The sequence below is a fragment of the Pseudomonas sp. L5B5 genome (assembly GCF_020520285.1).
Lineage (GTDB): Bacteria > Pseudomonadota > Gammaproteobacteria > Pseudomonadales > Pseudomonadaceae > Aquipseudomonas.
Genome location: NZ_CP084742.1, coordinates 3240614 through 3262073, shown reverse-complemented (window position 1 = coordinate 3262073; position 21460 = coordinate 3240614). Strand labels below are relative to the sequence as shown.

The 21460-nt window shown below is 58.6% G+C and carries 18 protein-coding genes and 2 tRNA genes; 18 read left to right on the top strand and 2 right to left on the bottom strand.

Annotated elements, in window-relative coordinates:
- Positions 1-15: 15 nt before the first annotated feature.
- A complete protein-coding gene (recN, locus tag LGQ10_RS14965) occupies positions 16-1689 on the bottom strand; it encodes a DNA repair protein RecN (RefSeq protein ID WP_226525987.1) in 1674 nt (557 codons plus the stop codon).
- 250 nt (positions 1690-1939) lie between these two features.
- Here recN and grpE point away from each other — a divergent pair, with 250 nt between their 5' ends.
- From grpE to LGQ10_RS14925, 8 genes are all read left to right on the top strand, one after another.
- Positions 1940-2506: a nucleotide exchange factor GrpE gene (gene grpE, locus LGQ10_RS14960; RefSeq protein ID WP_058438050.1), complete on the top strand. Its 567-nt coding sequence runs from the start codon at positions 1940-1942 to the stop codon at positions 2504-2506.
- A 102-nt stretch (positions 2507-2608) separates the two neighbouring features.
- Positions 2609-4525, top strand: coding sequence for a molecular chaperone DnaK (gene dnaK / locus LGQ10_RS14955; protein ID WP_226525986.1), 1917 nt, complete (start codon positions 2609-2611; stop codon positions 4523-4525).
- A gap of 323 nt (positions 4526-4848) precedes the next feature.
- Positions 4849-5973, top strand: a complete 1125-nt coding sequence (gene dnaJ, locus LGQ10_RS14950; protein ID WP_015634112.1) for a molecular chaperone DnaJ — start codon at positions 4849-4851, stop codon at positions 5971-5973.
- 10 nt (positions 5974-5983) lie between these two features.
- Positions 5984-6790, top strand: coding sequence for a 4-hydroxy-tetrahydrodipicolinate reductase (dapB, locus tag LGQ10_RS14945; protein ID WP_226525985.1), 807 nt, complete (start codon positions 5984-5986; stop codon positions 6788-6790).
- Between the two features lie 258 nt (positions 6791-7048).
- Positions 7049-8185, top strand: a complete 1137-nt coding sequence (gene carA, locus LGQ10_RS14940; protein WP_058434312.1) for a glutamine-hydrolyzing carbamoyl-phosphate synthase small subunit — start codon at positions 7049-7051, stop codon at positions 8183-8185.
- Between the two features lie 129 nt (positions 8186-8314).
- A complete protein-coding gene (carB, locus tag LGQ10_RS14935) occupies positions 8315-11536 on the top strand; it encodes a carbamoyl-phosphate synthase large subunit (RefSeq protein WP_226525984.1) in 3222 nt (1073 codons plus the stop codon).
- A complete protein-coding gene (gene greA / locus LGQ10_RS14930; protein ID WP_226525983.1) occupies positions 11533-12009 on the top strand; it encodes a transcription elongation factor GreA in 477 nt (158 codons plus the stop codon). Before carB ends, greA begins: the two co-directional genes overlap by 4 nt.
- A 28-nt stretch (positions 12010-12037) precedes the next feature.
- Positions 12038-12442 carry a hypothetical protein gene (locus LGQ10_RS14925; protein ID WP_058437025.1) on the top strand — a complete coding sequence of 135 codons (405 nt, stop codon included), beginning with the start codon at positions 12038-12040 and terminating at the stop codon, positions 12440-12442.
- Between the two features lie 12 nt (positions 12443-12454).
- Here the strand turns inward: LGQ10_RS14925 and LGQ10_RS14920 are convergent, their stop codons facing one another.
- Positions 12455-12763 (bottom strand): YhbY family RNA-binding protein, encoded by a 309-nt coding sequence (locus LGQ10_RS14920; protein ID WP_058437024.1) that lies wholly within the window; start codon positions 12761-12763, stop codon positions 12455-12457.
- Positions 12764-12869: 106 nt separating this feature from the next.
- Here LGQ10_RS14920 and rlmE point away from each other — a divergent pair, with 106 nt between their 5' ends.
- The 10 genes from rlmE to nusA all read left to right on the top strand — a co-directional run bounded on the left by rlmE (position 12870) and on the right by nusA (position 21435).
- Complete coding sequence (rlmE, locus tag LGQ10_RS14915; RefSeq protein WP_058437023.1) at positions 12870-13499, top strand: 23S rRNA (uridine(2552)-2'-O)-methyltransferase RlmE; 630 nt, start codon at positions 12870-12872, stop codon at positions 13497-13499.
- A 201-nt stretch (positions 13500-13700) separates the two neighbouring features.
- Positions 13701-15605 carry an ATP-dependent zinc metalloprotease FtsH gene (ftsH, locus tag LGQ10_RS14910; RefSeq protein ID WP_058437022.1) on the top strand — a complete coding sequence of 635 codons (1905 nt, stop codon included), beginning with the start codon at positions 13701-13703 and terminating at the stop codon, positions 15603-15605.
- 8 nt (positions 15606-15613) lie between these two features.
- On the top strand, positions 15614-16465 hold the full coding sequence (gene folP / locus LGQ10_RS14905) for a dihydropteroate synthase (protein WP_226525982.1): 852 nt from the start codon (positions 15614-15616) through the stop codon (positions 16463-16465).
- 16 nt (positions 16466-16481) lie between these two features.
- Entirely contained in the window at positions 16482-17819 is a 1338-nt protein-coding gene (gene glmM, locus LGQ10_RS14900) for a phosphoglucosamine mutase (protein WP_058438377.1), read from the top strand.
- Between the two features lie 66 nt (positions 17820-17885).
- A complete protein-coding gene (gene tpiA, locus LGQ10_RS14895; RefSeq protein WP_226525981.1) occupies positions 17886-18641 on the top strand; it encodes a triose-phosphate isomerase in 756 nt (251 codons plus the stop codon).
- Positions 18642-18645: 4 nt separating this feature from the next.
- Complete coding sequence (gene secG, locus LGQ10_RS14890; protein WP_226525980.1) at positions 18646-19029, top strand: preprotein translocase subunit SecG; 384 nt, start codon at positions 18646-18648, stop codon at positions 19027-19029.
- Positions 19030-19058: 29 nt separating this feature from the next.
- A tRNA-Leu gene (locus LGQ10_RS14885) sits at positions 19059-19144 on the top strand.
- A 96-nt stretch (positions 19145-19240) separates the two neighbouring features.
- Positions 19241-19317, top strand: a tRNA-Met gene (locus tag LGQ10_RS14880).
- A gap of 130 nt (positions 19318-19447) precedes the next feature.
- The gene (gene rimP, locus LGQ10_RS14875) at positions 19448-19906 is read left to right on the top strand and encodes a ribosome maturation factor RimP (RefSeq protein ID WP_226525979.1); all 459 of its coding nucleotides are present in this window, start codon (positions 19448-19450) and stop codon (positions 19904-19906) included.
- A 47-nt stretch (positions 19907-19953) separates the two neighbouring features.
- A complete protein-coding gene (gene nusA / locus LGQ10_RS14870; RefSeq protein WP_025131410.1) occupies positions 19954-21435 on the top strand; it encodes a transcription termination factor NusA in 1482 nt (493 codons plus the stop codon).
- Positions 21436-21460 lie beyond the last annotated feature (25 nt).

Below are 21460 nucleotides of genomic sequence, written 5' to 3'. Positions count from 1 at the left end.
GGAAGGGCTAAAGGTTTAGGCCTTGGTGGTCACTACCATTTTCTTGGCGTGGGCCAGGGACTCCTTGGTCAGGTCGATTCCGCCCAGCATCCGCGCAATTTCTTCGACCCTTTCGTTTTTACCCAATTTGGATACAGCGGTGTGGGTCGCGTTGTTGCCGCGCACCTTATGCACGAACAGGTGCTGGTGCCCTTGGGCGGCGACTTGTGGCAGGTGGGTGACGGTCAATACCTGCCCGCGTTCGCCAAGGCGGCGCAACAGCAGGCCGACAATCTCGGCGGTTGGTCCGCCGATCCCTACGTCGACTTCGTCGAACACCAGGGTTGGAACTCGGGATGTCTGGGCGGTAATGACCTGGATCGCGAGGCTGATGCGTGATAGCTCGCCACCCGAGGCCACCTTGGCCAGCGCCTTGAGTGGTTGGCCAGGGTTGGCACTGACCAGTAGCTCGACCTGCTCCAGGCCATGGGGCAGCAATTCATCGCTGCTATTGGCCCGTAGTTCGATGGTGAAGCGTCCACCAGGCATGCCCAGGCGCTGGATCTCCAGTTCCACCGCGCTGGCCAGGCTGGTGGCGGCCTGTTGGCGCAGCTGGCTCAGTTCCCGGGCTTTCTCGTGATAGTGACGGGCGAAGGATTGCAGTTCGTCTCCTAGCCGCTCGATGGATTCATCGTTGGCATCCAGGCTTTCTATCTCGTCCAGTAGCGTCTGCTGCATCACGGCCAGCTCGAAAGGCTGGATGCGGTGCTTGCGTGCCAGGGTATAGATGGAATCGAGGCGTTCTTCCAGGTGCTGCAGGCGCGCCGGGTCGGCATCGAAGTTGTCGACGAAGCGGTTCAGCTCTCCCACCGCTTCTTCAACCTGAATCTGGGCGCTGGCCAGCAGGTTGGTCGCCTCTGCCAGGGAGCCCGACAAGCTGCCAATGCTGGACAGGCGATTGAGGCTGACGGTCAAGGCGTTGAGCACGTTGCCCGAATCGCTCTCGCTGCACTGTTCCACCACTTGTCGGCAAATGCCCAGAAGGCTTTCGGCGTTGGTCAGGTTCTTGTGTTCCTGCTCGAGATCCTCGAGTTCGTTTTCCCCGAGGCCCAGGTTCTCCAGCTCTTCCAGTTGATAGCTGAGCAGTTGATGACGGGCCCGTTGCTCGTCGCCGGAATTGGACAGGCGTTCAAGCTCCTGGCGGGTCTGGCGCCAGCGTTGAGCCGCCAGTTGAACCTGGCGAGCCAGGTCGGTGGCGCCGGCGTACTCATCCAGCAAGCGACGGTGGGTATCGGTCTTGAGCAGCGACTGATGTTCGTGCTGGCTGTGGATATCGATCAGCAGCTCGCCCAGGGCCTTGAGGTCTCCGAGCGGGCAGGGGGTGCCGTTGATGTAGCCGCGGGATCGGCCTTCGGCGGTGATCACCCGGCGCAGGATGCAGGGGCCGTCGCTGTCCAGGTCTCGTTCGGCCAGCCAGGTGTGGGCTTCGGGAATATCCGCCAGGTCGAAGGTGGCCAGAATGTCGGCCTTGTCTGCTCCCGGTCGTACTGCACCGCTGTCGGCGCGATCGCCCAGGGTCAGGCCGAGTGCATCGAGCATGATCGACTTGCCGGCGCCGGTTTCACCCGTGATGACGCTCATCCCGCGATCCAGTTCCAGATCCAGGTGTTCGACGATGGCGTAATTGTGTACGGACAGGTGCACCAGCATTAAGGCCGCTCCCAAACTAGATGTCTGGTTATTTATACAGTGTTTTGTTTCTGGCTGACAATGCCCTTCCTTAGCTCGATTCGCTTGGCTGTCGCTTCTGCTTAGTGCGTTCGGGAATGGTGTTTCGGCAGATTTGCCGACAGGTGTCGACTTTTGCCGCGGCCGCGGCCTTGAACCCTGAAAATGCGTCCCCATATAGCTGGGCAGAAGAGTGGGTTCGGCCCGCAGACGATATTGAAAGGAGAATTTCATGGCTGACGAACAGACCCTGGATACGCAAAACCCGGATATCAACCAGGCCCCAGAGACTTCCGGTGAAGATCTGGCGGCTCGTGTACAAGTGCTCGAGGAACAACTGGCTACTGCACAAGACCAGGCTTTGCGTGTCGCGGCCGATCTGCAGAACGTCCGCCGTCGCGCCGAGCAGGACGTGGAAAAGGCTCACAAGTTTGCACTCGAGAAGTTTGCCGGCGACCTGTTGCCGGTGATCGACAGCCTGGAGCGTGGCCTGGAACTGTCCAGCCCGGATGACGAGAGCATTCGTCCGATGCGCGAAGGTATCGAGTTGACCCTGAAGATGTTCCACGACGCCCTCAAGCGTTATCAGCTGGAAGCCATCGATCCTCACGGCGAGCCCTTCAACGCTGAACAGCACCAGGCCATGGCCATGCAAGAAAGCGCGGACGTCGAGCCCAACAGTGTTCTCAAGGTGTTCCAGAAGGGTTACCAGCTCAATGGTCGCCTGCTGCGCCCGGCCATGGTCGTGGTCAGCAAGGCTCCGGCACCGGTTTCGCCTTCGATCAACGAGAAGGCTTGAAAACGGCTGTAGAGCCCCCATTTATCAGTCAAGCGTTTAAGTGCTACCGCAGTTTGCCACCACAGCTGCGGCATCCAAATCCAAAGTTTCGGGAGAGTTAACATGGGCAAAATTATCGGTATTGACTTGGGGACCACCAACTCGTGCGTCTCCATTCTTGAAAACGGCAACGTAAAAGTTATCGAAAACGCTGAAGGCGCGCGTACCACGCCGTCGATCATCGCGTACGCCAACGATGGCGAAATTCTGGTAGGTCAGTCGGCCAAGCGTCAGGCTGTCACCAACCCGCACAACACCTTGTACGCAGTAAAGCGTCTGATCGGTCGTCGCTTTGACGAAGAAGTGGTGCAGAAAGATATCCAGATGGTCCCTTACAAGATCGTCAAGGCTGACAACAGCGACGCCTGGGTTGAAGTGAACGGCCAGAAAATGGCTCCGCCACAGATCTCGGCTGAAATCCTGAAGAAGATGAAGAAGACCGCCGAAGACTACCTCGGCGAAGCTGTGACCGAAGCGGTCATCACCGTTCCGGCCTACTTCAACGACAGTCAGCGTCAGGCTACCAAGGACGCCGGCCGCATCGCGGGTCTGGACGTAAAACGTATCATCAACGAACCTACCGCGGCCGCTCTGGCCTACGGCATGGACAAGGCCAAGGGTGATCACACCGTGATCGTTTACGACCTGGGCGGTGGTACTTTCGACGTTTCCGTGATCGAGATTGCTGAAGTCGATGGCGAGCACCAGTTCGAAGTACTGGCCACCAACGGTGACACCTTCCTCGGTGGTGAAGACTTCGACATCCGCCTGATCGACTACCTGGTTGATGAGTTCAAGAAAGAAAGCGGCATGAACCTCAAGGGCGACCCGCTGGCCATGCAGCGCCTGAAAGAAGCTGCCGAGAAGGCCAAGATCGAGCTGTCCTCGAGCCAGCAGACCGACGTCAACCTGCCGTACATCACCGCAGACGCCACCGGTCCTAAGCACCTGAACGTGAAGATCTCCCGCGCCAAGCTGGAATCGCTGGTCGAGGATCTGGTTCAGCGCACCATCGAGCCATGCCGTATCGCCCTGAAGGACGCCGGTATCGACGTCGGCGCGATCAACGACGTGATCCTGGTCGGTGGCCAGACTCGTATGCCGCTGGTGCAGAAGACCGTAACCGACTTCTTCGGCAAGGAAGCTCGCAAGGACGTCAACCCGGACGAAGCTGTTGCCATGGGTGCTGCCATCCAGGGTGCGGTACTGGCTGGTGATGTGAAGGACGTGCTGCTGCTGGACGTCAGCCCGCTGACCCTGGGTATCGAAACCATGGGTGGCGTGATGACCGCGCTGATCGAGAAAAACACCACGATTCCTACCAAGAAATCGCAAGTGTTCTCGACTGCCGACGACAACCAGGGCGCAGTGACCATTCACGTACTGCAGGGTGAGCGCAAGCAAGCCGCGCAGAACAAGTCCCTGGGCAAATTCGACCTGGCCGACATTCCACCAGCTCCACGTGGCGTGCCGCAGATCGAAGTGACCTTCGACATCGACGCCAACGGTATCCTGCACGTAGGTGCCAAGGACAAGGCTACCGGCAAGACTCAGTCGATCGTGATCAAGGCCAACTCCGGTCTGTCGGATGAAGAAATCCAGCAGATGATCCGTGATGCCGAAGCCAACTCGGAAGAGGATCGCAAGTTCGAAGAGCTGGCTGCTGCCCGTAACCAGGGTGATGCACTGGTGCACTCGACTCGCAAGATGGTTGCTGATGCCGGCGATAAAGTGACCGCGGAAGAGAAAACCGCGATCGAGGCGGCCGTGGTTGCCCTGGAAACCGCCGTCAAAGGCGACGACAAGGCCGCTATCGACGCCAAGGTCGAAGAGCTGTCGAAGGTCTCGGCTCCGGTTGCTCAGAAGATGTACGCCGAACAGGCCCAGCCTGCAGAAGGCGCGGCACCGCACGCTGAGTCCGCTGAAAAAGCCGACGACGTGGTCGACGCCGAGTTCGAAGAAGTGAAAGACCACAAGTAATGGCTTGTTGGTCGGCCGGTTGACTGCCTTTGGGCGGTGACTGGTAGGATGTCGCCGCGCGGGAGCTTGCTCCCGCGTTGGCGTGTCTGGAGTCAGCGAATTTTTGACGGCGTACAAGCTCCGTTTGTGCGCTGGCGGTCGGGCTGGAGAAGCTCCTGCTTTCCGGCTGTGATGACCGCAATGGTCGACCCGCAATAGGGTTGGCTTTCCAAGACCAGGATCGTTGAATTGACGTGAGTTGGGTCCGGGCCTGTAGAGGGGCTCAACGAGTTTGGCGGAGCTCAGGAGGGGTTTGCCGGACGTCCTTAAGAGTGCAAAGACTTATGGCAAAGCGTGACTATTACGAAGTGTTGGGTGTGGAGCGTGGCTCCAGTGATGCAGAGCTGAAAAAGGCTTACCGTCGTTTGGCGATGAAGCATCACCCGGACCGTAATCCCGGCGACAAAGCGTCGGAAGACATGTTCAAGGAGGCCAACGAGGCCTACGAAGTGCTGTCCGATTCCAGCAAGCGTGCCGCTTATGACCAGTATGGCCATGCGGGTGTCGACCCGAGCATGGGTGGCGGCGGTGCCGGCTTCGGCGGGCAGAATTTCTCCGATATCTTCGGTGACGTGTTCAGTGACTTCTTTGGTGGTGGCCGGGGCGGTTCCCGTGGTGGTGCACAGCGCGGCAGCGACCTGCGCTACACCCTGGAGCTGAACCTGGAAGAAGCGGTACGTGGCACCACGGTGAATATCCGTGTACCGACACTGGTCAACTGCAAGCCGTGCGATGGTTCGGGTGCCAAGAAGGGCTCCTCGCCCGTTACCTGCCCGACTTGTGGCGGTATTGGCCAGGTGCGCATGCAGCAGGGCTTCTTCTCGGTGCAGCAGACCTGCCCGCGCTGCCATGGCCAGGGCAAGATCATTTCCGATCCGTGCGATTCCTGCCATGGCGAGGGCCGGGTCGAGGAGTACAAGACGCTGTCGGTGAAGGTGCCGGCGGGTGTCGACACCGGCGACCGCATTCGTCTGTCCGGTGAAGGCGAGGCAGGGACCCAGGGTGGTCCGACCGGCGACCTGTATGTGGTGATCAATGTGCGCGAGCACGCGATCTTCCAGCGCGATGGCAAGCATCTGTTCTGCGAAGTGCCCATCAGCTTCGTTGATGCGGCCCTGGGTGGCGAGCTGGAGATTCCGACTCTGGACGGTCGGGTCAAGCTGAAGATTCCGGAAGGAACTCAGACCGGCAAGCAATTCCGGATTCGTGGCAAGGGTGTTGCTCCGGTGCGTGGCGGCGGTGCCGGCGACCTGATGTGTCGGGTTGCGGTGGAGACGCCAGTGAACCTGAGTCGTCGTCAGCGCGAGCTGCTGGAGGAGTTGCGTGGTTCGCTGGACGACGACAATTCCCACTCGCCGAAAACCACCGGCTGGTTCGAGGGCGTCAAGCGCTTCTTCGGCGACCTGTAAGGAGTAACGCATGCGACGTATAGCAGTGATGGGCGCCGCAGGGCGCATGGGCAAGACCCTGGTCGAGGCCGTGCAACTGCGTTCGCCGCTCTCCGGCCTGACGGCCGCCATCGTGCGTCCGGGCAGCTCTCTGGTGGGGGCGGATGCCGGCGAGCTGGCATCGCTGGGTCGCCTGGGCGTACCGATGTCCGACAGCCTGGAGAAGGTGGTCGATGAGTTCGATGTATTGATCGACTTCACTCTGCCCGAAGTGATGCTCAAGAACCTGGCGTTCTGCCGCAAGGCCGGCAAGGCCATGGTGATTGGTACCACGGGATTGGGGGACAAGGAAAAGCAATTGCTGGCGGAGGCGAGCCAGGATATCCCGATCGTCTTCGCCGCCAATTTCAGCGTTGGTGTGAACCTGTCCCTGAAGCTGTTGGACATGACGGCCCGGGTGCTGGGCGATGATGCGGACATTGAAATCATCGAGACTCATCACCGGCACAAGATCGATGCTCCGTCGGGTACCGCCCTGCGCATGGGTGAAGTGATTGCCAGTGCCCTGGGGCGCGACCTGCAGCAAGTCGCCGTGTATGGTCGCGAAGGCCATACCGGGGCTCGCGAGCGTGAAACCATTGGTTTCGCGACGGTCCGTGGGGGGGATGTGGTAGGCGACCATACGGTGCTGTTCGCTACCGAAGGAGAGCGTCTGGAAATCACCCACAAGGCCTCCAGTCGCATGACTTTTGCCAAGGGGGCGGTGCGTGCAGCCCTGTGGCTGGAGGCTCGTCAATCGGGCCTTTACGACATGCAGGACGTGCTGGATCTGCGTTGAAATACAGTCGGGAGTGGGGCCGGGCTTGTACCTGCGGTCCCGTTCCGACCCGCATGAGCGATGTCCTGTCGCATTCTCCTGCTTTTCAGACTCATTAGTGGTGGACCAAAAAAGCCTTTTTCTGTAAGCTACAGCTTTAGTGTGTCCACTAAAAGCGCGCAGATAATTCGATGAAGAAGCGGGGTGACGTGTCCAAACGTCATTCCGCTTTTTTGCAACCTGCGATCGCCCCTTCAGGCTCTATATACGGGAGGTCTCTTGACTAAGCCAGCCATACTCGCCCTTGCTGATGGCAGCATTTTTCGTGGCGAAGCCATTGGAGCCGACGGTCAAACCGTTGGTGAGGTGGTGTTCAACACCGCAATGACCGGCTATCAGGAAATCCTTACCGATCCTTCCTACGCCCAGCAAATCGTCACCCTCACTTATCCCCATATCGGCAACACCGGTACCACGCCGGAAGATGCCGAATCCGATCGTGTCTGGTCGGCCGGCCTGGTTATCCGTGATCTGCCCCTGGTGGCCAGCAACTGGCGTAACACCCAATCCCTGTCCGATTACCTGAACGCCAACAACGTGGTGGCGATCGCGGGTATCGATACCCGCCGCCTGACCCGCATCCTGCGTGAGAAAGGCGCCCAGAACGGTTGCATCATGGCGGGTGACAATATTTCCGAGGAAGCCGCCATTGCCGCGGCCCGTGGTTTCCCTGGCCTGAAGGGCATGGATCTGGCGAAAGTCGTCAGCACCAAGCAGAGCTACGAGTGGCGTTCGACCGTCTGGGACCTGAAGACCGACAGCCACGCCACCATTGAAGCTTCCGAGTTGCCTTACCACGTGGTCGCCTATGACTATGGGGTCAAGCTGAACATCCTGCGCATGCTGGTGGAGCGCGGTTGCCGCGTCACCGTGGTGCCTGCCCAGACGCCTGCGAGCGAAGTCCTGGGGCTCAACCCGGATGGCGTGTTCCTGTCCAACGGCCCCGGCGACCCCGAGCCTTGCGATTATGCGATCAAGGCCATTAAGGACGTCCTGGAAACCGAGATCCCGGTGTTCGGTATCTGTCTGGGTCACCAGTTGCTGGCCCTCGCTTCCGGTGCCAAGACCGTGAAAATGGGACATGGCCACCACGGCGCCAACCACCCGGTCCAGGACCTGGACACTGGTGTGGTGATGATCACCAGCCAGAACCATGGTTTTGCGGTGGACGAGAACTCCCTGCCGGGGAATGTCCGGGCGATCCACAAGTCGCTGTTCGACGGTACCCTGCAAGGTATCGAGCGTACTGACAAAAGCGCGTTCAGTTTCCAGGGCCATCCTGAGGCCAGCCCTGGTCCGAACGATGTGGCGCCGTTGTTCGATCGCTTCATCAACGAGATGGCCAAGCGACGCTAAGCGCTCGCCTTGAAAGTATAGCGAGCAGCGCCCGAGGGCGGCCCCGGCGACCCCGGTGGAGTCCCCTCAGGCGCCTCAGAGAATGTTCAAGACGGCTTGCCGACTGACCTGCGGATTTGAGTGACAACCATGCCAAAACGTACAGACATTAAAAGCATCCTGATTCTCGGCGCTGGCCCGATCGTGATCGGCCAGGCCTGCGAATTCGACTACTCCGGCGCCCAGGCTTGCAAGGCCCTGCGCGAAGAGGGTTACCGCGTCATCCTGGTGAACTCCAACCCGGCCACCATCATGACCGACCCGGCCATGGCCGACGCCACCTACATCGAGCCGATCAAGTGGCAGACCGTTGCCAAGATCATCGAGAAAGAGCGTCCTGACGCGCTGCTGCCGACCATGGGTGGCCAGACGGCCTTGAACTGCGCACTGGACCTGGAGCGCGAAGGTGTTCTGGAAAAGTTCGGTGTGGAAATGATCGGCGCCAACGCCGACACCATCGACAAGGCCGAAGACCGCTCGCGCTTCGACAAGGCCATGAAGGCCATCGGCCTGGAATGCCCGCGTTCCGGTATTGCCCATAGCATGGACGAGGCCAATGCCGTCCTCGACAAGCTGGGTTTCCCTTGCATCATTCGTCCGTCCTTCACCATGGGCGGCACCGGTGGCGGTATCGCCTACAACCGTGAAGAGTTCGAAGAAATCTGCGCCCGTGGTCTGGACCTGTCGCCGACCAAGGAACTGCTGATCGACGAATCGCTGATCGGCTGGAAAGAGTACGAGATGGAAGTGGTCCGCGACAAAAAGGACAACTGCATCATCGTCTGCTCTATCGAGAACTTTGATCCGATGGGCGTGCACACCGGCGACTCCATTACCGTCGCCCCGGCTCAGACGCTGACCGACAAGGAATACCAGATCATGCGCAACGCCTCCCTGGCGGTGCTGCGTGAGATCGGCGTTGAAACTGGCGGCTCCAACGTGCAGTTCGGCATCTGCCCGGACACCGGCCGCATGGTCGTGATCGAGATGAACCCGCGGGTGTCTCGCTCCTCGGCCCTGGCTTCGAAAGCTACTGGCTTCCCGATCGCCAAGATCGCCGCCAAGCTGGCTGTCGGCTACACCCTCGACGAGTTGCAGAACGACATCACCGGTGGCCGCACTCCGGCCTCGTTCGAACCGTCAATCGACTACGTGGTCACCAAGCTGCCGCGTTTTGCCTTCGAGAAATTCCCGAAAGCCGATGCTCGCCTGACCACTCAGATGAAGTCCGTGGGTGAAGTCATGGCCATCGGCCGGACCTTCCAGGAATCGCTGCAGAAAGCGCTGCGTGGCCTTGAGGTTGGTGTCAGTGGCCTGGATCCGAAAGTCGATCTGGCCAGTCCTGATGCGGCCGGTATCCTCAAGCGCGAGCTGACCGTTCCGGGTGCCGAGCGTATCTGGTACGTGGCCGACGCCCTGCGCTCGGGCATGAGCTGTGACGATATCTTTGCCCTGACCGGCATCGACCACTGGTTCCTGGTTCAGATGGAAGATCTGATCAAGGACGAAGAGAAGGTCAAGACCCTGGGTCTGGCCAATATCGACAAGGCACTGATGCTGCGCCTCAAGCGCAAGGGCTTCTCCGATCAGCGCCTGGCCAAGCTGCTGGGCATCACTGACAAGAACCTGCGTCGTCATCGTCACAAGCTGGAAGTGTTCCCGGTCTACAAGCGTGTTGACACTTGCGCGGCCGAGTTCGCTACCGACACAGCCTACCTGTATTCGACCTACGAGGAAGAGTGCGAGGCCAATCCGTCGACTCGTGACAAGATCATGATCCTGGGCGGCGGTCCTAACCGTATCGGCCAGGGTATCGAGTTCGACTATTGCTGTGTGCACGCGGCGCTGGCCCTGCGCGAAGACGGTTACGAGACCATCATGGTCAACTGTAACCCGGAAACCGTTTCCACCGACTACGACACCTCCGATCGCCTGTACTTCGAACCGTTGACCCTGGAAGACGTGCTGGAAGTGGTGCGTGTCGAGCGGCCGAAGGGCGTGATCGTCCACTACGGCGGCCAGACCCCGCTGAAACTGGCTCGTGCCCTGGAAGAAGCAGGCGTGCCGATCATTGGCACCAGCCCTGACGCCATCGACCGTGCCGAAGACCGTGAGCGCTTCCAGCAGATGGTTCAGCGCCTGAACCTGCTTCAGCCGCCGAACGCCACCGTGCGCAGCGAAGACGAGGCCATCCGTGCCGCCGGCACCATCGGTTATCCACTGGTGGTGCGTCCTTCCTACGTGTTGGGCGGTCGCGCCATGGAGATCGTCTACGAGTTGGACGAGCTCAAGCGCTACCTGCGTGAAGCGGTGCAGGTGTCGAACGACAGTCCGGTACTGCTCGACCACTTCCTCAACTGCGCCATTGAAATGGACGTGGACGCAGTCTGCGACGGTACGGATGTGGTGATCGGCGCGATCATGCAGCACATCGAGCAGGCGGGTGTGCACTCCGGTGACTCGGCGTGTTCGCTGCCTCCGTACTCGCTGCCGGCCCATGTTCAGGACGAAGTTCGCGAGCAGGTCAAGAAAATGGCCCTGGAGCTGGGCGTTGTTGGCCTGATGAACGTGCAGCTGGCCCTGCAGGGCGACAAGATCTACGTGATCGAAGTCAACCCGCGTGCCTCGCGTACCGTGCCATTCGTTTCCAAGTGCATCGGCACCTCGCTGGCGATGATCGCCGCGCGGGTCATGGCTGGCAAAACCTTGAAAGAGCTGGGCTTCACCCAGGAAATCATTCCGAACTTCTACAGCGTCAAGGAAGCGGTATTCCCGTTCGCCAAGTTCCCGGGTGTCGATCCGATCCTCGGCCCGGAAATGAAATCCACCGGTGAAGTGATGGGCGTGGGCGATACCTTCGGTGAGGCCTTTGCCAAGGCCCAGATGGGTGCCAGCGAAGTACTGCCAACCGGTGGTACTGCGTTCATCAGCGTGCGTGATGACGACAAGCCTCTGGTTGCAGGCGTGGCTCGTGATCTGATCAACTTGGGCTTTGAAGTGGTGGCCACTGCGGGCACTGCCAAGGTGATCGAGGCGGCTGGCTTGAAAGTACGTCGTGTGAACAAGGTGACTGAAGGGCGTCCGCATGTGGTCGATATGATCAAGAACGACGAAGTCACCCTGATCATCAACACCACTGAAGGTCGCCAGTCGATCGCTGATTCCTACTCCATTCGTCGTAACGCCCTGCAGCACAAGATCTACTGCACCACCACGATCGCTGCTGGCGAAGCTATCTGCGAAGCGTTGAAGTTCGGTCCTGAAAAAACCGTGCGTCGCTTGCAGGACCTACACGCGGGATTGAAGGCATGAACAAATACCCCATGACTGTCCAGGGCGCTCGCGCCCTGGAAGAAGAGCATGCTCACCTGACCAAGGTCGTGCGTCCGAAGCTCAGCCAGGACATCGGCACGGCTCGCGAGTTGGGTGACTTGAAAGAAAACGCCGAATACCACGCTGCGCGTGAGCAGCAAGGCATGGTCGAGGCGCGGATCCGTGATATCGAAGGTCGTCTGCAGAATTCGGTGGTCATCGATGTCACGACCATTCCTCATTCCGGCAAGGTGATTTTTGGTACCACGGTCGAGATCGCCAACGTCGAGACCGACGAAAGCGTGACCTACCAGATCGTTGGTGAGGACGAGGCTGACATCAAGCTCGGTAAAATATCCGTCGGTTCGCCAATTGCTCGCGCCTTGATCGCCAAGGAAGAGGGTGATGTGGTGGTGGTCAAAACGCCTGGTGGCGTTATCGAGTACGAGATTGTCGAAGTCCGTCACATCTGAAAGAAGGCGCCCGCTGCATGCGGGCGCCATGCTTTGGCAGCTGACCCAGATGCTATGGGTCGGTGGCTTGTGGTTACTGCATCTTGGGCTGTTGCCGGCTCTTGGGCAGATCGGTCTTGCACCGTTGCTGATCGAAGAGATCTCGACGCTGCTCAGCACGCTGCTGGTTGGGTTTTCTGCGGTGTGCCTGGCTCTTCAGGCGCTGGTGTTGATCCAGTCCGAGGGAGTGCAGAGCCTGTGGCGGGAAATTCGGGGGCAACTGCTGCTGATGGCAATGTATGCATGTGCGATGTATTTCACTGTGCACATGCTGCTGCCTGAGTCCCAGCGCTGGCAGTTGTTCAGCTATCTGGTCCTGGGTCTTTCCGGTTTGCTGCTGGTCTTGCAGCCGGTGCCGGGGTGGGGTGGCAGGGTGCGCCAGGCACACCCTTGACCCGAGTCGACGTCAGTTGAAGCGATGGACGTTCGACAGCTGCTTGTTTACCTTGGCGTTCTTGCGATAGATCAACGCCATCTTGCCAATGACCTGCACCAGATCGGCCTTGCCGGCCTTGCACAGTTCGCTGATGGCTTCCAGGCGCGACTCGCGCTCGAGGATGTTGAGCTTGATCTTGATCAGCTCGTGATCGCTCAAGGCGCGTTCAAGTTCGGCTAGTACACCTTCGGTCAAACCGTTATCAGCCACAGTCAATACTGGTTTCAGATGGTGGCCAATGGATTTGTACTGTTTCTTCTGCTCTTGAGTGAGCGGCATAATCTGACCCCTGCGTCTGATCTTGAAAAAAGCGGCGGCCAGTTTACCCGAGCGAGTCCGGGACCGCCCAGTTAATCACGACGCGTTTTATTTTTTGAGGTGCCCTGTGGCCCGTTCCAAGACAAGCCATAACTGGCTGAAAGAGCATTTCAACGACCCATTCGTCAAAATGGCGCAGAAAGATGGGTATCGGTCCCGTGCCAGTTACAAACTTCTGGAAATCCAGGAAAAGGACCGTCTTATTCGTCCCGGCATGAGCGTAATCGATTTGGGGGCGGCTCCGGGGGGGTGGTCTCAGGTGACCAGTCGTCTGATTGGTGGTCAGGGGCGATTGATCGCCTCCGATATCCTGGAGATGGATAGCATTCCCGATGTGACCTTCATCCAGGGCGATTTCACTGAAGATGAGGTCTTCGCACGAATCCTGGAGGCGGTGGGAAATTCCGAGGTCGACCTTGTGATTTCCGATATGGCCCCCAATATGAGTGGATTGGCAGCAGTGGATATGCCTCGAGCGATGTTCTTGTGCGAGTTGGCTCTGGATCTTGCTGGTCGAGTGCTGCGCCCGGGTGGTGACTTCCTGATCAAGATCTTCCAGGGCGAGGGGTTTGACGAGTTCCACAAGAGTGTCCGGCAGATGTTCGACAAAGTGCAGATGCGCAAGCCGACATCTTCCCGCGACCGCTCCAGGGAGCAGTATCTGCTGGGGCGTGGCTTTCGTGGTCGCGCTGAGTAACTGAAGGTTTTGAGCGGGGTGATAGGATTTTCATATTTCGCCCCGTGGGATTAAGCGAATATTGTGTAGTCTAGGTTTCACATAGGGTTACAGACAGCGCCTGCCAGAGCTGTAGGTAATGTAGTAAGTTAGGCCGGTGAATATCATGCGAAGCGCGCACCAGTAGCGGAGCTTGCTTCAGAGGGTAGTTAATTGAACGACATGGCAAAGAATCTGATCCTTTGGTTGATCATCGCGGCCGTCCTAGTGACGGTGATGAACAACTTCTCCAGCCCTAACGAGCCGCAGACCCTCAACTATTCCGACTTTATTCAGCAAGTCAAGGATGGCAAGGTCGAGCGAGTTGCCGTTGATGGTTATGTGATCACCGGCAAGCGCAATGATGGCGACAGCTTCAAGACCATCCGTCCTGCGATTCAGGATAACGGCCTGATCGGCGACCTGGTGGACAACCATGTAGTTGTCGAGGGCAAGCAGCCCGAGCAGCAGAGCATCTGGACCCAGTTGCTGGTCGCCAGCTTCCCGATCCTGGTGATCATCGCGGTCTTCATGTTCTTCATGCGCCAGATGCAAGGTGGTGCTGGCGGCAAGGGCGGACCGATGAGCTTTGGCAAGAGCAAGGCGCGCCTGCTGTCTGAGGATCAGGTGAAAACCACCCTGGCTGACGTCGCTGGTTGCGACGAGGCCAAGGAAGAAGTCGGTGAGTTGGTTGAGTTCCTGCGTGATCCGGGCAAGTTCCAGCGCCTGGGTGGTCGTATTCCTCGTGGCGTGCTGATGGTTGGCCCTCCAGGTACAGGTAAGACCCTGCTGGCCAAGGCTATCGCCGGCGAGGCGAAAGTACCGTTCTTCACCATTTCCGGCTCCGACTTTGTCGAGATGTTCGTTGGCGTGGGTGCCAGTCGCGTGCGCGACATGTTCGAACAGGCCAAGAAGCACGCTCCTTGCATCATCTTCATCGACGAGATCGACGCTGTCGGTCGTCACCGTGGTGCCGGCATGGGCGGTGGCCATGATGAGCGTGAGCAGACTCTCAACCAGTTGCTGGTCGAGATGGATGGTTTCGAAATGAATGACGGCATCATCGTGATTGCCGCCACTAACCGTCCGGATGTGTTGGATCCAGCGTTGTTGCGCCCTGGCCGGTTCGATCGCCAGGTTGTTGTGGGGCTGCCTGATATCCGTGGTCGCGAGCAGATTCTCAAGGTGCATATGCGCAAGGTACCAATGGGCGATGACGTCGCTCCTGCGGTGATTGCACGTGGTACCCCGGGTTTCTCCGGTGCAGACCTGGCCAACCTGGTCAACGAGGCTTCGCTGTTCGCTGCACGTAGCGGCAAGCGAATTGTCGAAATGAAGGAATTCGAGTTGGCCAAGGACAAGATCATGATGGGCGCCGAGCGCAAATCGATGGTCATGTCCGAGAAGGAGAAGCAGAACACGGCCTACCATGAGGCGGGTCACGCCATCGTCGGTCGAGTGGTGCCTGAGCATGACCCGGTCTACAAGGTGTCGATCATTCCTCGCGGGCGGGCTCTGGGCGTTACCATGTTTCTGCCGGAGGAAGACCGCTACAGTCTGTCCAAGCGCGCCTTGATCAGTCAGATCTGCTCGCTCTACGGCGGCCGTATTGCCGAGGAGATGACCCTGGGCTTCGATGGTGTGACCACGGGCGCCTCCAATGACATTATGCGGGCCAGCCAGATTGCCAGGAACATGGTGACCAAATGGGGGCTTTCGGAGAAGCTGGGCCCACTGATGTATGCGGAAGAAGAGGGTGAAGTGTTCCTGGGGCGCAGCGCAGGTTCCCAACATGCAAGTCTGTCTGCTGAAACGGCGAAACTGATCGACTCCGAGGTGCGCAGCATCATTGATCAGTGTTATGGCACCGCCAAGCAGATTCTGACCGACAATCGCGACAAGCTGGATGCGATGGCTGATGCGTTGATGAAGTATGAAACCATCGATGCCGAGCAGATTGACGACATCATGGCGGGGCGTACTCCGCGTGAGCCTCGTGATTGGGAGGGCGGTTCGGGCACTACGCCTCCAGTGGCGCAGAACGAGCGCCCGGAAACGCCCATCGGCGGCCCTGCTGCCGATCACTAAGGTTTTAAATGACTTCTGTTCCTTCCTCTACCCGGTTGCCTTGCGGTAACCGGGTTCTTGATTTGGCCCATGCACATGTCATGGGTATCTTGAACGTCACTCCCGATTCCTTTTCCGATGGTGGTCGTTTCAACCAGCTCGATGTCGCCTTGCGTCATGCCGAAGCCATGGTTGCGGCGGGTGCTACGCTGATCGATATCGGCGGTGAGTCGACCCGGCCAGGGGCGCGTGCGGTATCTCCTCTGGAGGAGCTGGAGCGCGTGGCTCCGGTGGTCGAACGCATCAGTCGCGAGCTGGACGTCATCATTTCCGTTGATACCTCAACACCAGCAGTCATGCGGGAAACCGCTCGCCTGGGTGCGGGGTTGATCAACGATGTGCGCTCGCTTCGGCGCGACGGTGCGCTGGATGCGGCAGCTGCCAGCGGGTTGCCGGTGTGCCTGATGCACATGCTCGGCGAGCCTGGTGATATGCAGGATCATCCGCACTATCAGGACGTTACCCTTGAGGTCGAAGGGTTCCTGGCTGAGCGCATGGCGGCCTGTGCTGCGGCGGGAATCGATGCGCAGCGGATCATTCTTGATCCCGGTTTTGGTTTCGCCAAGACCCTGCAGCACAATTTGAGTCTGTTCAGGCATATGGAAGCACTGCACGCCTTGGGTCGCCCGCTGCTGGTGGGTGTCTCGCGCAAGAGCATGATCGGCCAGGCCTTGGGGCATCCCGTTGGCGAGCGGCTGTATGGCAGTCTGGCGCTGGCGGCCTTGGCCGTTGCCAAGGGGGCGAAGATTATCCGTGTCCATGATGTCGCCGAGACCATGGATGTGGTGCGAATGATTACGGCAGTGGAATCCGCCGAATAAGAATGATGGAGTACCTATGACTAAGAAATACTTTGGCACCGACGGCATTCGTGGTCGTGTGGGCGAATACCCTATTACTCCTGATTTCATGCTCAAGCTTGGTTGGGCTGCCGGCATGGCCTTTCGCAGCATGGGCGCATGCCGAGTTCTGGTGGGTAAGGACACGCGAATTTCCGGATACATGTTCGAATCGGCCCTGGAGGCCGGGTTGTCCGCTGCCGGTGCAGATGTCATGTTGCTGGGCCCCATGCCGACCCCCGCGATTGCTTACCTGACTCGTACGTTCCATGCCGAGGCAGGCATCGTTATCAGTGCTTCGCACAATCCTCATGATGACAACGGCATCAAGTTCTTCTCGGGAGAGGGCACCAAGCTGCCTGATGAAGTCGAGCTGATGATCGAGGAGTTGCTGGATGCACCAATGACAGTGGTGGAGTCCAGCAAGCTTGGCAAGGTGTCGCGAATCAACGATGCCTCTGGGCGCTATATCGAGTTCTGCAAGAGCAGTGTTCCTTCCAGCACCAGCTTCGCTGGCCTGAAGATCGTTCTTGATTGTGCCCATGGTGCGACCTATAAGGTGGCGCCGAGCGTGTTCCGTGAGTTGGGTGCGCAAGTTACGGTGCTGTCTGCGCAGCCCAATGGCTTGAACATCAATGAGAACTGCGGCTCTACCCATATGGCGCAACTGCAGGCTGCAGTTCTGGCTGAGCATGCTGATCTGGGCATCGCCTTCGATGGTGATGGCGATCGGGTTCTGATGGTCGATCAGACGGGTACTGTTGTCGACGGTGACGAACTGTTGTTCATCATCGCTCGTGACTTGCACGAGCGCGGCAAGTTGCAGGGGGGGGTTGTGGGTACCCTCATGAGCAACCTGGGTCTGGAGTTGGCCCTGGCGGAACTGGGCATTCCTTTTGTTCGTGCCAATGTTGGCGACCGGTACGTGATTGCCGAGCTTCTGGAACGTAACTGGCTGGTAGGCGGCGAAAACTCGGGACACATCCTCTGCTTGCGCCACGCCACCACGGGTGATGCGATCATCGCGGCGTTGCAGGTGCTGATGGCGCTCAAGGCGCGCGGTGAAAGTCTGGTTCAGTGTCGGCAGGGGCTTCGCAAGTGCCCTCAGGTTCTGGTCAATGTGCGTTTTGGCGGCGGCGACAGTCCTGTCGAGCATCCAGCGGTGAAAGAGGCTTGCGAGCGAGTGACTACTGCCATGGCCGGGCGTGGTCGAGTTCTTCTGCGCAAGTCCGGAACAGAGCCTCTGGTGCGTGTCATGGTCGAAGGCGACGATGAAATCCAGGTTCGCGCCTATGCTGATGAGCTGGCAAAGCTGGTTGCTGAAGTTTCTGCCTGATTTCAGCTTGCCAGTGATGTTTTGGTTGGGTAACATCTGCGCCCACTTTGATCGACGAGGTAAAGCATGCGTCGCCCCATGGTAGCTGGTAACTGGAAAATGCACGGTACCCGCGCCAGCGTCGCTGAGCTGATCAATGGCCTTCGTCACCTGGCCTTGCCAAGCGGTGTTGACGTCGCGGTATTCCCGCCTTGCTTGTATATCAATCAGGTGATTGATGGCTTGAAAGGCAAGTCGATTCTTGTCGGCGCACAGAATTCCGCGGTTGAACCGATGCAAGGTGCTTTGACAGGCGAGATCGCCTCGAGTCAATTGGTGGATGCAGGTTGTTCCCTGGTGCTGGTTGGGCACTCCGAGCGCCGTCAGCTGATGGGTGAGCGCGATGTGACTCTCAATCGCAAATTCGCAGCAGCACAGGCCTGTGGCTTGAAGCCGATCTTGTGTGTAGGGGAGACTCTCGAGCAGCGTGAAGCCGGGAAGACTCTGGAAGTTGTCGGGCGTCAGCTGGGCAGCATCATCGAGGAGTTGGGTGTTGGTGCGTTTGCCAATGCTGTTATTGCTTACGAGCCAGTCTGGGCCATTGGTACCGGGCTGACTGCGACACCGCAGCAAGCCCAGGATGTGCACGCAGCCATTCGGGCGCAGTTGGCGGCAGAGAATTCTGAAGTGGCACGAGGTGTGCGGCTTCTATACGGCGGCAGCGTGAAGGCGGCCAATGCGGTCGAGCTGTTCGGCATGCCGGATATCGATGGGGGGCTGATTGGTGGAGCCTCCCTGAACGCAGATGAGTTCGGTGCGATCTGTCGCGCCGCGGGAAACTGAAAAAATGCTGGAAACAGTCGTAGTCGTTTTTCATCTGCTGGGTGCCTTGGGCGTAGTTGCTCTGGTTTTGCTGCAGCAGGGTAAAGGTGCGGAAGCTGGCGCGTCTTTCGGTGCAGGTGCTTCAAATACTGTGTTCGGAAGCCAAGGTTCCTCTACCTTTCTTAGTAAGTTTACTGCTATACTTGCCGCCGGTTTCTTCATAACCAGCTTGGGGTTAGGTTACTTTGCTAAAGAGAAAGCTCATCAGCTGACTCAAGCAGGTTTGCCGGATCCAGCAGTGCTTGAAGTGCCAAAGCAAAAACCGGCTTCTGATGATGTCCCGGTGCTCCAAGAGCAAAAGTCGGCCAACAGTGCGACTGACGTACCTCCAGCTCAAGAGCAGAAGTAAGAAGAGTTTCATGCAGTAACGTAGTCTATGCCGAGGTGGTGGAATTGGTAGACACGCAACCTTGAGGTGGTTGTGCCCATAGGGTGTAGGGGTTCGAGTCCCCTTCTCGGTACCAATTATCAGGAGAGCCCGCTGTTGCGGGCTTTCTTGTAGGTGGAAGGTTACATTGACCCAAAAAGGGATCAGTCGTATACTTCCGCCCCAGCTTTGTCGCGGGGTGGAGCAGTCTGGTAGCTCGTCGGGCTCATAACCCGAAGGTCGTCGGTTCAAATCCGGCCCCCGCAACCAGTTTTAGCGGAGCCCCTTTTCAGGGGCTTTTTGTTAACTGGACACTTTATAACGCCGCTATTCAACGGCGTTTCCGTGATGGGCGTTTCGCCCATTTTTTATTTGCACAAGCATGCACGAGGGGGTTCAGGTGTCGAGCAAGCTAGAACAGTTGCAGGCCTTGTTGGCCCCGGTGGTCGTGGCCCTTGGCTATGAATGCTGGGGCATCGAGTTTTCGGCCCAGGGCCGCCATTCATTGTTGCGCGTCTATATCGATAAGGAAGGCGGTGTGCTGGTGGACGATTGCGCCATCGTCAGCCGTCAAATCAGCGGTGTTCTGGACGTTGAAGATCCTATCTCCATTGAGTACACCCTTGAAGTTTCCTCTCCTGGCATGGAACGCCCGCTGTTCAGTCTTGAACAGTTTGCCAAGTATGTCGGTGAGCAAGTGAAGATCAAACTGCGCTCGCCCTTCGAAGGTCGGCGTAATTTCCAGGGCCTTCTCCGCGGGGTGGAGGAGCAGGATGTCGTGGTGCAAGTGGACGACCATGAGTTCCTGTTGCCGATCGATATGATCGACAAGGCCAACATTATTCCCAGTTTTGACTGAGACGCGGATCCCGCGGATCCAATGGCTTGCGAAAGGCGAGGCGTACGATGAGCAAAGAAGTACTGCTGGTTGTTGAGTCGGTATCCAATGAAAAGGGTGTACCGGCGAGCGTGATTTTTGAGGCGCTGGAGCTGGCCCTGGCCACTGCTACCAAGAAGCGTTTTGAAGACGAAGTGGACTTGCGTGTGGAAATCAACCGCCACACTGGTTCCTACGAGACTTTCCGTCGCTGGACGGTGGTCGATGAAGCCGACCTGGATGATCCGGCGGTAGAAACCTGGCTGAGCAAGGCCCGCGAGACTCATCCCGATGCCAAGGTCGGTGATGTCATCGAGGAAAAAATCGAATCCATCGAGTTCGGCCGCATCGCTGCCCAGACCGCCAAGCAGGTCATCGTGCAGAAAGTTCGCGAAGCCGAGCGCGCGCAGGTGGTGGACGCTTACCGCGAGCGTCTGGGCGAGATCATCTCCGGCACCGTGAAAAAGGTGACGCGTGACAACGTGATCGTCGACCTGGGCAACAACGCCGAGGCGTTGCTGGCTCGCGAAGATATCATCTCCCGTGAAACTTTCCGGGTTGGCGTGCGCCTGCGCGCGCTGCTCAAGGAAATCCGCACCGAGAACCGCGGCCCGCAGCTGATCCTGTCGCGTACTGCACCGGAAATGCTGATCGAGCTGTTCCGTATCGAAGTGCCGGAAATTGCCGAAGGCCTGATCGAAGTCATGGCCGCTTCCCGTGATCCGGGTTCGCGCGCCAAGATTGCTGTTCGCTCCAAGGACAAGCGCATTGATCCGCAAGGCGCGTGCATCGGTATGCGCGGTTCGCGTGTCCAGGCCGTTTCCGGCGAGTTGGGTGGCGAGCGTGTGGATATCGTCCTGTGGGATGAAAACCCGGCGCAGTTCGTGATCAACGCCATGTCGCCGGCCGAAGTCGCGGCAATCATCGTCGACGAAGATGCCCATGCCATGGACATCGCCGTTGGCGCAGACAACCTGGCCCAGGCCATTGGTCGCGGTGGCCAGAACGTGCGTCTGGCCAGTCAGTTGACTGGCTGGACCCTGAACGTGATGACCGAATCGGACATCCAGGCTAAGCAACAAGCAGAAACCGGCGACATCCTGCGCAACTTCATCGACGAGCTGGAAGTCGACGAAGAGCTGGCTCAGGTGCTGGTAGATGAAGGTTTCACCAGCCTGGAAGAGATTGCCTACGTACCGTTGGAAGAAATGCTCAACATCGACGGCTTTGACGAAGACATCGTCAACGAGCTTCGCGCTCGGGCCAAGGATCGCTTGTTGACCAAAGCCATCGCTACTGAGGAAAAGCTGGCAGACGCCCATCCGGCCGAAGACCTGCTCTCGCTTGAGGGTATGGACAAGGATTTGGCGATGGAACTGGCGGTGCGCGGCGTAATTACCCGCGAAGACCTGGCCGAGCAGTCTATTGACGACCTGCTCGACATCGACGGCATTGACGATGATCGTGCCGGCAAGTTGATCATGGCCGCCCGAGCCCATTGGTTCGAGTAATAGGCGCGGCCTGAGGAGAGAAGTG